At 64.5% G+C, this 13982-nt stretch carries 11 protein-coding genes; 6 read left to right on the forward strand and 5 right to left on the reverse strand.

The window, feature by feature from the left end; genetic code table 11:
• Positions 1–50: 50 nt before the first annotated feature.
• From NJ69_RS05665 to NJ69_RS05675, 3 genes are all read right to left on the reverse strand, one after another.
• Positions 51–647, reverse strand: coding sequence for an amino acid synthesis family protein (locus tag NJ69_RS05665; RefSeq protein WP_029613156.1), 597 nt, complete (start codon positions 645–647; stop codon positions 51–53).
• A 146-nt stretch (positions 648–793) separates the two neighbouring features.
• Positions 794–1837 (reverse strand): LLM class flavin-dependent oxidoreductase, encoded by a 1044-nt coding sequence (locus NJ69_RS05670; protein ID WP_029613157.1) that lies wholly within the window; start codon positions 1835–1837, stop codon positions 794–796.
• 111 nt (positions 1838–1948) lie between these two features.
• Positions 1949–2434: a flavin reductase family protein gene (locus NJ69_RS05675; RefSeq protein ID WP_039576989.1), complete on the reverse strand. Its 486-nt coding sequence runs from the start codon at positions 2432–2434 to the stop codon at positions 1949–1951.
• A 317-nt stretch (positions 2435–2751) separates the two neighbouring features.
• On the opposite strand from NJ69_RS05675, the gene NJ69_RS05680 reads away from it, so the two are divergent.
• Complete coding sequence (locus tag NJ69_RS05680; RefSeq protein WP_039576992.1) at positions 2752–4155, forward strand: purine-cytosine permease family protein; 1404 nt, start codon at positions 2752–2754, stop codon at positions 4153–4155.
• A gap of 38 nt (positions 4156–4193) precedes the next feature.
• On the opposite strand, the gene NJ69_RS05685 is transcribed toward NJ69_RS05680, so the two are convergent.
• The gene (locus NJ69_RS05685; protein WP_432416630.1) at positions 4194–5888 is read right to left on the reverse strand and encodes a methyl-accepting chemotaxis protein; all 1695 of its coding nucleotides are present in this window, start codon (positions 5886–5888) and stop codon (positions 4194–4196) included.
• A gap of 325 nt (positions 5889–6213) precedes the next feature.
• On the opposite strand from NJ69_RS05685, the gene NJ69_RS05690 reads away from it, so the two are divergent.
• On the forward strand, positions 6214–7419 hold the full coding sequence (locus NJ69_RS05690) for an MFS transporter (protein WP_432416631.1): 1206 nt from the start codon (positions 6214–6216) through the stop codon (positions 7417–7419).
• Positions 7420–7444: 25 nt separating this feature from the next.
• On the opposite strand, the gene NJ69_RS05695 is transcribed toward NJ69_RS05690, so the two are convergent.
• Positions 7445–8110: an HAD family hydrolase gene (locus NJ69_RS05695; RefSeq protein WP_039576998.1), complete on the reverse strand. Its 666-nt coding sequence runs from the start codon at positions 8108–8110 to the stop codon at positions 7445–7447.
• 94 nt (positions 8111–8204) lie between these two features.
• Here NJ69_RS05695 and lexA point away from each other — a divergent pair, with 94 nt between their 5' ends.
• The 4 genes from lexA to NJ69_RS05715 are packed head-to-tail and all read left to right on the forward strand — an operon-like array spanning position 8205 to position 13944.
• Positions 8205–8822 carry a transcriptional repressor LexA gene (gene lexA, locus NJ69_RS05700; RefSeq protein WP_039577002.1) on the forward strand — a complete coding sequence of 206 codons (618 nt, stop codon included), beginning with the start codon at positions 8205–8207 and terminating at the stop codon, positions 8820–8822.
• Positions 8822–9442, forward strand: coding sequence for a translesion DNA synthesis-associated protein ImuA (gene imuA, locus NJ69_RS05705; RefSeq protein WP_039577004.1), 621 nt, complete (start codon positions 8822–8824; stop codon positions 9440–9442). Before lexA ends, imuA begins: the two co-directional genes overlap by 1 nt.
• 6 nt (positions 9443–9448) lie before the next feature.
• A complete protein-coding gene (locus NJ69_RS05710; RefSeq protein ID WP_039577007.1) occupies positions 9449–10867 on the forward strand; it encodes a Y-family DNA polymerase in 1419 nt (472 codons plus the stop codon).
• Positions 10843–13944, forward strand: coding sequence for an error-prone DNA polymerase (locus tag NJ69_RS05715; RefSeq protein ID WP_240326972.1), 3102 nt, complete (start codon positions 10843–10845; stop codon positions 13942–13944). The genes NJ69_RS05710 and NJ69_RS05715 overlap by 25 nt, the downstream gene beginning before the upstream one ends.
• The last annotated feature ends 38 nt before the right edge of the window (positions 13945–13982 follow it).

Genomic DNA, 13982 nt, shown 5'->3' on the forward strand with positions numbered 1-13982 from the left:
TCCTTGAAGGCCGCAGCGTCGACGCGTCGCTGCGGCCGGTGTGCAGGTCGTTATTGGGCGCTGGCTTTCTCGGCCGCCAGTTCTTCCAGGTCGATGTAGCGGTTACCGATGCGCGGATGCAGGCGGCCGCCGTCGGCTGCGCCCAGGACCACGACGATCTCGTCGGCGCGCGGGGCGTCTTCGATCTGCATTTCCAGGGTGATGTAGTGCGAACGCAGGCCCTCGTCGTCCTTTTGCATCATCGGGATCTGGATCGAAGTGCCAGGGCCGCCGCGCTTGTTTGTGAAGCTCAGGTAGCTCTTGGCCTGCACGGCCTCGCGGTAGTGATTGCCGAAACGCAGGGTGTGGATCACCGCCGAGGCGTGCTCGATCTCGCCGTCGGCACCCACTACCGCTGCCTTGCCGTAGGCTTCGATCTTGTCCGCGCCGCCGATGGCTGCCGTGAGGCGCTCGACCATGAGGGCGCCCAGCTCGGAGCAGTTGGCACGGATTTCTGGCTTGAGGTCTTCAACGAAACCGCGACCGGCCCATGGGTTCTTGATCACCACGGCCAGGCCGACCATGGTCACTGGCTTGTCGGTGGCCTTGCCGCCTTCGATGCGGGTTTCTTCGGAGTAGGTGACGATCTTGCGGATTTCGAAACTCATGGGGGGCTCCTGGTGAGGAAAGACAGTGATTAACCAGTTTTGTCTTATGGTATGCCATAATACCAATTATGGAAGTGCCAAGTGGCGAGCTTCAAGCGGCAAGTCAACGCAGGCTGCGATCAACCTGCCGCTTGTGACGGCCTGTCTCAGGCAAAGGCCGGGACCACTTCCTTGATGAACAGCTCCAGCGACTTGCGCTTTTCTTCGTGCGGCAGGCTGTTGTCGCACCAGAAGCTGAACTCATCGACACCTAACGCCTGGTAGTAGCGGATGCGCGCGATGATTTCTTCGGGGGTGCCGATCATGGTGTTCTTGCGGATGTTGTCCAGCGCGAACGCCGGCACTTCGGCGAACTTGGACTCCGGGCTCGGCTCCAGGAAACCATCGACCGGCGTGGTCTTGTTGCCGAACCAGGCGTCGAAGGTGCGGTAGAAGCGCGAGATGGCCTGGGCGCCGACTTTCCAGCCGTCCGGGTCGGCCGGGCTGTGCACGTGGGTGTGGCGCAGCACCATCAGTTGCGGGCGTGGCACCTCGGGGTTGTTATCCAGAGCGGCCTGGAACTTGTTTTTCAGGTCCAGCACTTCCTCGTCGCCCTTCATCAATGGGGTGACCATGACGTTGCAGCCATGCTTGACCGCGAAGTTGTGCGAGTCCGGGTCGCGCGCAGCGATCCACATCGGCGGCATGCCCGCCTGTACCGGCTTGGGCACGCTGGTCGAGGTGGGGAAGTTGTACACCTCGCCTTGGTGGGCGTAGTCGCCCTGCCACAGCGCGCGCACCGCCGGGACCATTTCGCGCAGGGCCTTGCCGCCGTCGGTGGCGGGCATACCGCCGGCCATGCGGTCGAACTCGAACTGGTAGGCGCCGCGGGCCAGACCCACTTCCATGCGGCCGTTGCTGATGACATCGAGCAGGGCGCATTCGCCCGCCACGCGGATCGGGTTCCAGAACGGCGCGATGATGGTGCCGGCGCCCAGGCGAATGGTTTCGGTGCGGGCGGCCAGGTAGGCCAGCAGCGGCATTGGGCTTGGCGAGATGGTGTATTCCATGGCGTGGTGTTCGCCGATCCAGACCGTGCTGAATCCGCCGCGCTCGGCCATCAGGGTCAGTTCGGTCAGGTCCTCGAACAGTTGGCGGTGGCTGACCTGGTCATCCCAACGTTCCATGTGCACGAACAGCGAAAATTTCATGGGGTTTTCCTCGGAGCGAGTGGTGGTCGCCTGGCGGGGCAGGGGGCGGATGACAACGGCTCGGGCCGTGTACTCAGGTCAGATCCCTGTCGCTCGCTCAGACAGGTGGTGTCAGGCGAGCGCGGGCAGGCTGGCCATCTTGCCGCGGCAATAGATCATCGGGCTGGGGGCCTCGTCGGGGACGATCAGGTTGTGCACCTTGCCCACCATGATGGCGTGATCGCCGCCTTCGTATTCGCGCCACAGCTCGCACTCGATGATCGCCGTGGCACCGGTCAGCAGGGGATTGCCCAAGGCGCTCAGGGTCCACTCGATGCCGTTGGCCTTGTCCTTGCCCTTTTTCGCGAACGCATAGGCTTCGGCCTGCTGATCGCCGGAGAGCAGATGGATGGCGAAGCGCTTCTGCTTGATCAGCACGGGGTAGGAGTCGGAGCTGTAGTTGGGGCAGAACAGCACCAACGGCGGGTCCATCGACAGGGAGGAAAAAGCGCTGGCAGTGAGGCCGACGACCGAGCCGTCGTCGTCCAGGGTGGTGATGACGGTGACGCCGGAGGGGAAGGAGCCCAGGACGTGCTTATAGAGGGTTGCGTCGATCATGGCGTTACCTCGATGGGGCGTGCGGTGGTCCGCGGTTTTTATCGTTGATGTGTCTGATGGTATACCGTAATACCTATATTGCAAGCGAATTTTTCCGCGACCCAGGGGCGGCGATGAACGGTGCAAAGCCCGTAATCACTGGTCCGCTGGGCTAGGCGACTGCCCTGGCGTGAGGCGCTAAACGGATCAGGTGCGCCGAAAAAGTGCGGAGCAGTGTTGTCAAAAGTTTGGAATACCATAATATGGTCTTCAGCTGAGAGGCCGCCCAGAGCGGTTTCCATACAACGATAAAAATGATCCTTTCGAGCTGAAATCCTATGTCCCAACCGTCGTCGCAACACCAGTTTGTCGAGAATCATACGGTCGATCATGTTCCCCCCTCCGAGCGCCACGGGAAGGCGCGCGACCTGTTCACCCTCTGGTTCAGCACCAACATCGCCCCCCTGCCGATCGTCACCGGCGCGATGGTGATCCAGGTGTTTCACCTGAACCTGATGTGGGGTCTGGTCGCCATCGTGATGGGGCATCTGCTGGGCGGTATCGTCATCGCCCTGGCCTCTGCGCAGGGACCGCAGCTGGGCATTCCGCAGATGGTGCAGAGCCGCGGTCAGTTCGGGCGCTACGGCGCGTTGCTGATCGTGTTCTTCACCGCGTTGATCTACGTCGGCTTCTTCATTTCCAATATCGTCCTGGCGGGCAAGTCGATCCATGGCATCGCCCCGAGCGTGCCGATGCCGAGCGCGATCGTGATCGGCGCCCTGAGCGCTACGGCCATCGGGGTGATCGGCTATCGCTTCATCCATAGCCTGAACCGCATCGGCACCTGGGTGATGGGTTCGGCGCTGCTGGCCGGCTTCATCATGATGTTCGCCCAGGACCTGCCGGCCGACTTCTACAGCCGCGGCGCCTTCAACCTGTCGGGCTTCATCGCCACCGTGTCGCTGGGCACCATCTGGCAGATCAGCTTCTCGCCCTACACCTCGGACTACTCGCGCTATCTGCCCAAGGAAATCGGCATCGCCAAGCCATTCTGGGCGACCTACTTCGGCGCCACCCTGGGCACTATCCTGTGCTTCAGCTTTGGCGCGGTGGCGGTGTTGTGCGTGCCCGAAGGCACCGATGCCATGGATGCGGTGAAGCAGGCCACCGGCTGGCTCGGACCGATTCTGATGGTGCTGTTCCTGCTCAACATCGTCAGTCACAACGCGCTGAATCTGTACGGGGCGGTGCTGTCGATCGTCACCGCGATCCAGACGTTCGCCGCTCGGTGGACGCCGAGCGTGCGCGTGCGGGTGGTGCTGGCTTCGCTGATTCTGCTGGGCTGTGCGCTGGTGGCACTCAACGCCTCGGCCGGCTTCATCGGTCAGTTCATCGGCTTGATCCTGGCACTGCTGCTGGTGCTGGTGCCCTGGGCGTCGATCAACCTGGTGGACTTCTACCTGATCAAGAAGGGCGTGTACGACATCGCCTCGTTCTTCCGCGCAGATGGCGGCATCTATGGACGCTTCAACCATCACGCCATCGTCGCCTACGTGTGCGGGATTCTGGTGCAGTTGCCGTTCGCCAATACCGCGCTGTATGTGGGGCCCTACTCGAATCTTGTCGAAGGTGCGGACTTGTCGTGGTTGTTCGGTCTGCTGGTGACCGTGCCGCTTTACTACTGCCTGGCCACGCGCGGGCAGCCGGTGAAGGCGGGGAGGGTGGTGCGGGTAAATGAATGAAGCGCTAGGGGCCGCAGGGCGGCCCCGGTCTCTCTGAATCAGACTTTGAACTTCGCCACCATCCCATTCAACTCCACCGCCAGGCGCGATAGGTCCTGCGCCGCCGCGCTGGTCTGGTTGGCTCCCGCCGAGGTCTGCATCGCCAGGTCACGGATGTTGACCAGATTACGGTCCACTTCGCGGGCCACCTGCGCTTGCTGTTCCGAGGCACTGGCGATCACCAGGTTGCGCTGGTTGATCGCCGCGATGGCCTCGGCGATCAACTCCAGCGCTTGGCCAGCGGCCTGGGCCACTTTCAAGGTGCCGCTGGCACGCCCCTGACTGCTGTGCATCGAACCGACGGCGCGCTCGGTGCCGGTCTGGATACCACCGATCATCTGTTCGATTTCCGCCGTGGACTGCTGCGTGCGGTGCGCCAGTGCCCGCACCTCGTCAGCCACCACGGCGAAGCCGCGTCCGGCTTCGCCCGCGCGCGCCGCTTCGATGGCCGCGTTGAGTGCCAGCAGGTTGGTCTGCCCGGCAATCGAGCCAATCACATCCAGTACGCGGCTGATCTCATTGGCGCTGGTGGCCAGCGCTTCGATCTCGCTGGAGGTGCCGGTAACGTCTTCGACCAGATGCTGGATCGAGCTCAAGGCCTGGTTGACCTGATCGCGGCCGTCGCGGGTGGTCTGGTCGGCGCCTTTGGACGCATCGGCCGTGCTGACCGCGTTGTTCGCCACTTCTTCTACCGCCGCCGTCATTTGGTTGACGGCAGTGGCCGCCTGATCGATCTCGGCACTCTGCTGATGCAGGCCGCGGCTGGTGTCTTCGGTGACCGTGTGCAGCTCTTCGGAGGCCGAGGCCAGTTGGTCTGAGGACGCTGCGATCTGCCGGATGGTGTCGCGCAGGTTCTGCTGCATGCGGCTCAGGGCGCGCAGCAGCAAGGCCGGCTCGTCACGGCCGACGATGTGAATCTCTTGGGTGAGGTCACCGGTGGCCACGCGTTCGGCTACCCGCACGGCCTCGCCCAAGGGCAGCACGATACTGCGGGTCAGCAACACGGCGATGGCGGCCAGGGCGATGAGAATGGTGACCAGCGCGGCGACGATCAGCAGGAAGGCTTCGTCGTAGGTGTCGCTGCTCAGTTGAGAGGCTTTGTCCGCGCCGTTGGTGTTGTACTGCATCAACTCGCCGAGGGCTTTCATCATGGTGTCGGCGTATTCGGCGAGCGGGCCGTTGACCAGGCGCTGGGCCTGGGCGATATCGCCATTGGCGGCAGCCTCGCGGATGGACTTCTGCAGGCCGTGGTAGCGCTCGGACAAGCGGGTGAAGGTGTTGAACAGGGCGCGGTCGTCCTGTTCCTCGATGGTAGCCTCGTAGGTCTTGATACCTTCGGCAAGCTCGTTGTTGATGTCGCCGATGTGGCTGAGCGTGGCTTGGCGTGCGGTGGGGTCTTCTTCGATCACGCTGCGCAAGGTGAGTGCACGGGCCCGGCCCAGGCTGGTACCGACCTCATTGAGGGCGATGATCGCCGGCATCCAGGTCACGCGGATTTCGTCGGTGGCGCTGTCCATGCGCCGGGTCTCGTACAGGGCGACCAGGCCCATGATCAGCACCAGCACGCCCAGCAGTGCGAAGACACACGCCGCCCTGATTCCGATCTTCATATTCCTTAACTGCATCTCGCTACTCCTTGGATGTGGCAGGCAGGCCCTCGGTGGCCGGCGTGTCGCGGGATCTAGGCAAAACATCTGGCGCCGGGTGAGCTACGGCAAAGTATGCTTTCGTCACGATGTGTAAGATTTTTGACGTCAATGATGCCATGTCGCCACGATTCGTGACCACTTGTTCGATGTAACAACGTTTACAAACTGATACGTCATTCTTTGACGAATCTGTCAGATTTTATCTGTTAAGTGACTGCTTTGCGGTGTTCTAAAGCCGGTTTTGCGTCTGTGATCCGCCGCGACCCTGGGTCGCAGTCAGCTACTTCGCGCATCTCGCGTCCTCATGGTTTCCTCCGCGCTGCGTAGCCGCTAAGGTGCGCGGCATACTCCGCCCGGTATGAATCTGACCATGACAAGTCCCCGCACCTTGACTTCACCCGCCGCCGCGTCAATGAGCCGAGGTCTGGTGATGCTGCTCGCGTTCTGCTGCGGCGCCATCGTCGCCAACCTGTACTACGCCCAGCCCATGGTCGGCCTGATCGCGCCGGACCTGGGGCTGTCCACCGAGCGCGCCAGTCTGATCGTGTCGCTCACCCAGATCGGCTATGCCCTGGGCCTGCTGCTGCTGGTACCGCTGGCCGACTTGCTGGAGAACCGCCGGCTGATGATCGCCACGGCTGTCCTGGCGTGCGTCAGCCTGTTGCTGGCCGGCAGCAGCGGCCAGGGGCAGGGCCATCTGTTCCTGGCCTATGCCTTGCTGATCGGCTTCAGTTCGGTGTCGGTGCAGATGCTCATTCCGCTGGCGGCCCACCTGACACCGGAGCATCAACGCGGGCGTGTGGTGGGCAACATCATGGGCGGTCTGCTGCTGGGGATTCTGCTGGCGCGTCCGCTATCGAGCCTGATCGCCGACCATTTCGGCTGGCGTGCCGTATTCATCGCGGCCGCGGGGCTGATGGCGGCGATGGTGCTGTTGCTGGCACTGACCTTGCCGCGTCGGGTGCCTGAACACAGGGCCAGTTATGCGGCGCTGATGGCCTCGTTGGCCGGGCTGTTGCGGCGCCACCGGCCGTTGCGACAGCGCGCGTTGTATCAGGCGCTGATGTTCGGTGGGTTCAGCCTGTACTGGACTGCCGTACCCCTGGCGCTGACGCAGGAGCACGGTTTGTCGCAGAGCCAGATCGCCGTATTCGCCCTGATCGGCGCGGTGGGCGCGATCGCCGCACCGATTGCCGGGCGCATGGCCGACGCGGGCCATGCGCGTCTGGGCACCCTGTTGGCCCTGACGCTGGCGCCGCTGTCGCTGCTGTTCGGGCTGACAGCGCCGGGGGCGAGTGTGGTGGGCCTGGCGCTGACCGGTGTGCTGCTGGATTTTGCCGTGCAGATGAACATGGTGATCGGTCAACGCGAGGTGTATGCACTGGATCCGGCCAGCCGTGGACGGCTCAATGCCCTGTACATGACCAGTATCTTCATTGGCGGCGCGCTCGGCTCAGCGGTGGCCAGCGCCGTTTACGCCGGGCACGGCTGGACAGGCGTGGTGCTGGTGGGCGCGGCGTTGCCGGCAATCGGGCTGTTGGTCTTCCTGATACAGGGGCGACGCGCTCGGGGTTGAGCGCTGCGCCCCTGGCATTCGTGCATCAGGCGTTGGCTTGCATGGACCTGATCAGTGTCCATAGGCGCGGGTCCTGGTAATCGTCGATCACCAGTCCTGCCCCCGCCTGCAGCAGGCGCTCGGCCGGCTGGGTGGTGGCCAGGGCCACGGTGAAGATGCCGGCATCGACCGCTGCTTTCACGCCCGGCAGCGAATCCTCGAAGGCCAGCGCCTGCTCGGCCTTGGCGTTCAGGCGTTGCAGCCCAGTGAGATAGGGCAGGGGATCGGGCTTGGGCCGCGCCAGCTCGTCAGCCACCAGCACATGCTCGAAGCGTTCGATCAGCCCCAGGGCCTGAAGCATGTGTTCGGCATTCAGGCGTGGCGCATTGGTGACCACGCACATACCCAGGCCTTGCTGCTCGGCGTGCGCCAGCAGGCGCAGCAGACCGGGCAGGGGTTCGAGGCGGGGCGACAGCTCGCGGAACAGTGCCTCCTTGCGTTCGGCCAAGGCCTGGCATTGGGCGGCATCGGCCTGAGGGAACAGTTCCTTGAACAGCAGGCCGTTGGAGCGACCGCTGACCTGTTCGTTGAACTGTGTCTGGGTCAGCTCGCGACCGTCGTGATCGTGCAGCAGCTTGCGAAAGGCCTGCAGGTGCAGGGTGTCGGTATCGGTAAGGGTCCCGTCGAGGTCGAACAGCAGGGCGGTCAGCATCGGGCTTCCTGTCAGGTGAAGAAACAATTCAGCGGCCACTATAACCAATGTGGCGACGAAGGGGGCTGTTCAGTGTTTTACGAAAAGAGTACAAATGTGCTCCATGAATACGCTCACTCCCAAACGCCGCGCCATCCTCGACTTTATCCGTGAACGCATCGCCGAACACGGTCAGCCACCGAGTCTGGCCGACATCGCCCAGCGCTTCGGCTTCGCTTCGCGGAGTGTGGCCCGCAAGCACATCAGCGCCTTGCATCAGGCGGGGTTCATCGAGGTCACGCCCAACCAGGCGCGAGGCATTCGCCTGGCCCAACCCGCGCGCCGTCCGCAGGTGCTGGAGTTGCCGGTGCTCGGTCGGGTGGCCGCCGGTGCGCCGATCGGGCCGGATCTGGACATCCACGAGCAACTGCTGATCGACCCCAGCCTGTTTCGGCTCACACCGGACTATCTGCTGAAGGTGCGCGGCGACTCGATGATCGGCGACGGCATACTCGATGGCGATCTGGTGGGCATCCTGCAGCAGGCCGAGGCCCGCGACGGGCAGATCGTCGTCGCCCGGCTCGACGGCGAGGTCACCATCAAGCGGCTGGAGCGGGTCAACGGTGGGTATCGGCTGCTGCCGCGCAACCCGGCCTATGCTGCTATCGAGGTCGGCCCCGAGCACGACTTCTGCATCGAAGGGGTGTTCTGTGGCCTGGTGAGGCGTGACTGATGGGCGCGGTGGTCGATCTCGACGCGCTGCTCGACCAGCGTCGTGTCTGGCGCGGGCGACAGGCTCAGCCCCGTGCCCTGGGCCTGCAGCCCACCGGTCATGCCGACCTGGATGCACGCTTGCCCGAAGGCGGCTGGCCACCGGCGGCGCTCAGTGAACTGCTGCTGGCCAGCCCGGGCTGCGGCGAGTTGCACTTGTTGTGGCCGACGTTGGCGCGCCTGAGCGGTGAGGGCGGGCGGGTGCTGCTGGTGGCGCCGCCGTTCATTCCCTATGCCCCGGCCTGGCAGGCCGCCGGGGTCGACCTGCGCTGGCTGGCGCAGGTCGAGGCCAAACCGGACGAAGCGCTCTGGGCTGCCGAGCAATGCCTGCGTTCGGGCAGTTGTGCGGCGGTGCTGTGCTGGCCGGAGCGGGTCGACGATCGCGCCTTGCGTCGCTTGCAGGTGGCTGCCGAAACCGGTGAGGCGCTGGCGTTCGCCTGTCGCCCGCAACAGGCGGCACACAACCCATCGCCTGCGGCCCTGCGCATCGCTATCGATACCCGCCCGGCGCAGTGGCGGGTGCTCAAGTGCCGCGGTGGCCTGGTGCCTGCGGCCCCCATCAGCACTGCCGGGCGAGGTTGATGCGCCATGCTCTGGGCTTGCATCCTGCTGCCGCAACTGGCGCTGGACACCGTCCTGCGCGGACGCGACGACGCCGATGCGCCGCTGGTGCTGTTGGCCGGTCCCGCGCAGCGTCGGGTGTTGCAAGCGGTCAATGGCGCCGCCGCAGCGCTGGGGCTGCGTGCGGGCCAGACGCTGACCGCCGCCCGCGCCTTGGCCGAAGGATTCACCTGTGTCGAGGTGGAACCGGCGCGCATCGAGCAGGTCCAGCAACTGCTGGCAGCCTGGGCCTACCGCTTCAGCGCCCAGGTCAGCCTGCACTACCCACGCGCACTGCTGCTGGAAGTGGGCTCGAGCCTGCAATTGTTCGGCCCCTGGTCACGTTTCGAGGCGCGCCTGCGCGAAGAGCTGCAGGCGTTGGGCCTGCGCCATCGCATCGTGCTGGCGAGCAATCCAGTGGCCGCTCGCATGCTGGCAAACGGTCACGATGGCCTCGCGCTGACCTGCCCCGAGCAGACCCGCGCCGCGTTGGCGAACATGCCGCTGGACCGCGTCGGTTTGCCGACCGAGGCTGCCCAGGCGTTGTCCCGCATGGGCCTGCATCGACTCGCGCAGGTGCAGGCTTTGCCTCGCGATGCCGTGGCCCGACGCTTCGCCGCCAGTGTGCAGTTACACCTGGATCACCTGTTCGGCCTGCGTGCCCTTGGCCTGGATTTCTATCAGCCGCCTGATCGCTTCGAGTCACGGCTGGAATTGAATTTCGATGTCGAGTCGCATCAGGCGTTGCTGTTTCCGTTGCGCCGTCTGCTCAACGACCTGGCAGCCTTTCTTGCCGGACGTGACTGTGGCGTGCAGCGCTTCGAGCTGCACCTGGAGCATGTCGAAGGTCCGGACACCGTACTCAAGGTTGGCCTGCTGGCTGCCGAGCGGGAGCCTGCGATGTTGTTCGAGCTGGCGCGTGGTCGCCTCGAGCCCTTGCGTATTGCCGCCCCAGTGCGCACCTTGCGCTTGCTGGCCGAGGACCTGCCAGCGTTCGTGCCCCAGCACCGAGCGTTGTTCGACCCGCGTGCGCAGCAGGCCCAGCCCTGGGAGCAATTGCGCGAGCGTCTGCGCGCCCGCTTGGGCGACGAGGCGGTCAAGAGCCTGTGCGCCGCTGCCGATCATCGTCCGGAACACGCTTGGCAGACAGCGGAGCAGGGCGCGGCGAGCGGCCTTGTGGTCATCCCTGGCAGCCGTCCTGGCTGGCTGCTGAGCCAGGCTCAAGCCTTGCCCGAATCGGGTGTGCACTGGTTGGGCAAGGCCGAACGCATCGAGTCGGGCTGGTGGGACGGTGGCGACGTGCGCCGCGACTACTACCGCATCGAAACCCGCGACGGCTTGCGCGGCTGGGCCTATCGCGATCTCGCGCAGCCTGGACCCTTGTGGCTGCAGGGCTGGTTCGCATGACGCCGCCCGAATACGCCGAGCTGCACTGCCTGTCGAACTTCAGCTTCCAGCGCGGCGCCTCAAGTGCCGACGAGCTGTTTCGTCGGGCAGGTGAGCAGGGTTACCAGGCCCTGGCCATAACCGACGAATGCACCTTGGCCGGTATCGTCAGGGCCTGGCAGGCGGCCCGCGAGCACGGCGTGCGGCTGATCGTCGGTAGCGAAGTGCGGATGCACGACGGGCCATGCCTGGTGCTGCTGGTCGAAAACCTCGAGGGCTACCAGAATCTCTGTGCGCTGATCACCCGTGCGCGGCGCCGGGCTGAAAAGGGCGAGTATCAATTGCTTGCCGAGGACTTGGAGCATCGCACCCAAGGTCTGCTGGCGCTGTGGGTTGCCGATTCACTCGCCGATCATGCCGATGCCGATTGGTTGCAGCGCCTGTTTCCCGAGCGCTTGTGGCTGGCGCTGCACCTGCACCGTGGCCCCGACGACGATCAGCGCCTGCGAGCAGTCCAGCTTCTCGCGCAGCAATTGCAATTACCGCTCGTGGCTTGCGGCGATGTGCACATGCATGTGCGCGGTCGCCGGGCCTTGCAGGACTGCATGACCGCCATCCGCCAGCACTGCAAGGTGGCTGAGGCAGGCCGCTACCTGTACCCCAACGGCGAGCGACATTTGCGCAGCCGCGATCAACTCGCTCAGCTGTATCCCGCGCCACTGTTGGCCGAGACCCTGGTCATCGCCGAGCGTTGCCGGTTCGACCTGAGCGAGCTCAAGTATCAGTACCCGCGCGAGTTGGTGCCAGACACCCATACCCCCGCCACCTGGTTACGTCACCTGTGCCTGCAGGGCGTACCGGAACGCTGGCCAGACGGCGCCGAAGACGAGGTTCATCAGGCGTTGCAACGCGAATTGGCCTTGATCGAAGAACTGGGCTACGAAAGCTACTTCCTGACGGTGCACGACATCGTCGCCTTCGCTCGACGCCAAGGCATTCTCTGCCAGGGCCGGGGCTCTGCCGCCAACTCAGTGGTGTGCTTCGTGCTGGGCATCACCGAGCTGGACCCCACCCGCCATCACCTGCTGTTCGAGCGTTTTCTGTCACGCGAACGCAATGAGCCGCCGGACATCGACGTGGACTTCGAGCACGACCGGCGTGAAGAGGTCATCCAGTACGTGTTTCGCCGGTATGGTCGTCATCGCGCAGCACTGACTGCGGTGGTCAGTACCTACCATGCTGCCGGTGCGGTACGCGATGTGGCCCGGGTGCTGGGCTTGCCGGCCGACCAGATCGATGCCCTGGCCCAGTGCTGCGGACGCTGGAGCGACCGCATACCCGACGCGCAACGCCTGAGCGAGGCCGGCTTCGAGGCGCAGAGCCCGTGGTTGCGGCGCATTCTGGTGTTGGCGGGCGAATTGATCGGCTTCCCCCGACACCTGTCGCAGCACCCCGGCGGCTTCGTCATCTCCGAGCAACCGCTGGATCGCCTGGTGCCGGTGGAGAACGCGGCGATGCCCGAACGCACGGTGATCCAGTGGGACAAGGACGACCTGGACATGGTCGGCTTACTCAAGGTCGATGTGCTTGCCTTGGGCATGCTCAGCGCTTTGCGTCGCTGCTTCGACCTGCTCAGGCAGCACCGGGGTCGTGATCTGACCCTGGCCACCATCCCCCAGGAAGACCCGGCCACCTATGCGATGATCAGCCGCGCCGAGACCATGGGCGTGTTCCAGATCGAGTCGCGGGCGCAGATGGCCATGCTGCCGCGCCTGCAGCCACGCACCTTCTATGACCTGGTGATCGAGGTGGCCATCGTGCGGCCTGGGCCGATCCAGGGCGACATGGTGCACCCGTACTTGCGTCGTCGCATGGGCGATGAGCCTGTCAGTTACCCGTCGCAGAAACTCGAAGCGGTGTTCGAACGCACCCTGGGTGTGCCTTTGTTCCAAGAGCAGGTGATGGAGCTGGCGATGGTCGCGGCCGACTACAGCCCAGGCGAGGCCGACCAATTACGTCGCAGCATGGCGGCATGGAAGCGACACGGGGGGCTGGAGCCACATCGTGTGCGGCTGCTCGAAGGCATGCAGCGCAACGGATACGAAGCAGCCTTCGCCGAACGCATCTTCGAGCAGATCAAGGGCTTCGGCAGTTATGGGTTTCCCGAATCCCATGCGGCCAGCTTCGCCTTGTTGTGCTACGCCAGCAGTTGGCTGAAGTGCCATGAGCCGGCGATCTTCACCTGTGCGTTGGTCAATAGCTGGCCCATGGGTTTCTACAGTCCCGACCAGTTGTTGCAGAACGCGCGTCGGCAGGGCATTGAGGTGCGTGCGGTGGATGTGTTCCACAGTGCATGGGACTGTACGTTGGAATTGAGGGAAGACGGCGACTTGGCGATCCGTCTGGGGTTGCGGCAGATCCGCGGCTTCAGCGAGGAGGATGCGCGGCGTCTGGAGCAGGCGCGGGCGCAGCGTGCCTGGCGCGATGTCGAGGATTTGTGTTTGCGTGCCGCCCTGGACAGCCGCGCCCGCGCGCGTCTTGCCGATGCTGGAGCCCTGAGGGCGCTGGCTGCGGACCGGCACCAGGCGCGCTGGCAGGTGGCTGCTGTGCAGGCGCAGTTGCCCTTGTTCGCAGGGCTCGAACCTGTGGCGGAAGCGGCGGTGTCATTGCCGGTGCCGACGGTGGCTGAGGAGGTGTTTGCCGACTATGCCTCGTTGGGTACGACGCTCGGACCGCATCCGTTGGTTCTGTTACGACGGCGTTTGCGGGGGTTGGGGTGCCGCAGTCTGGTGGAGCTCGAGGCGTTGGGGCATGGGGATGCGGTTGCCGTGGCTGGGATCGTGGTGGGGCGGCAGCGACCGCAAACTGCCAGTGGGGTGACCTTTGTGACGCTTGAGGATGAGCATGGGTTGCTGAATGTGGTGGTGTGGCGGGAGTTGGCGGAGCGGCAGCGGGGGGTATTGGTGGGGGCTCGGTTGTTGAAGGTCAGGGGGAGGTTGGAACGGGAGAAAGGGGTGCTGCATCTTGTTGCTCGGCGGCTTGAAGATGTCAGTGGGTTGTTGGAGGGGCTTGAGGTTAGGAGCCGGGATTTTCATTGATTCTTTTGGGGAGGGGACGGGTGGTTTGGGGGCTTATC

It is taken from the genome of Pseudomonas parafulva (genome assembly GCF_000800255.1).
Classification (GTDB): domain Bacteria; phylum Pseudomonadota; class Gammaproteobacteria; order Pseudomonadales; family Pseudomonadaceae; genus Aquipseudomonas; species Aquipseudomonas boreofloridensis.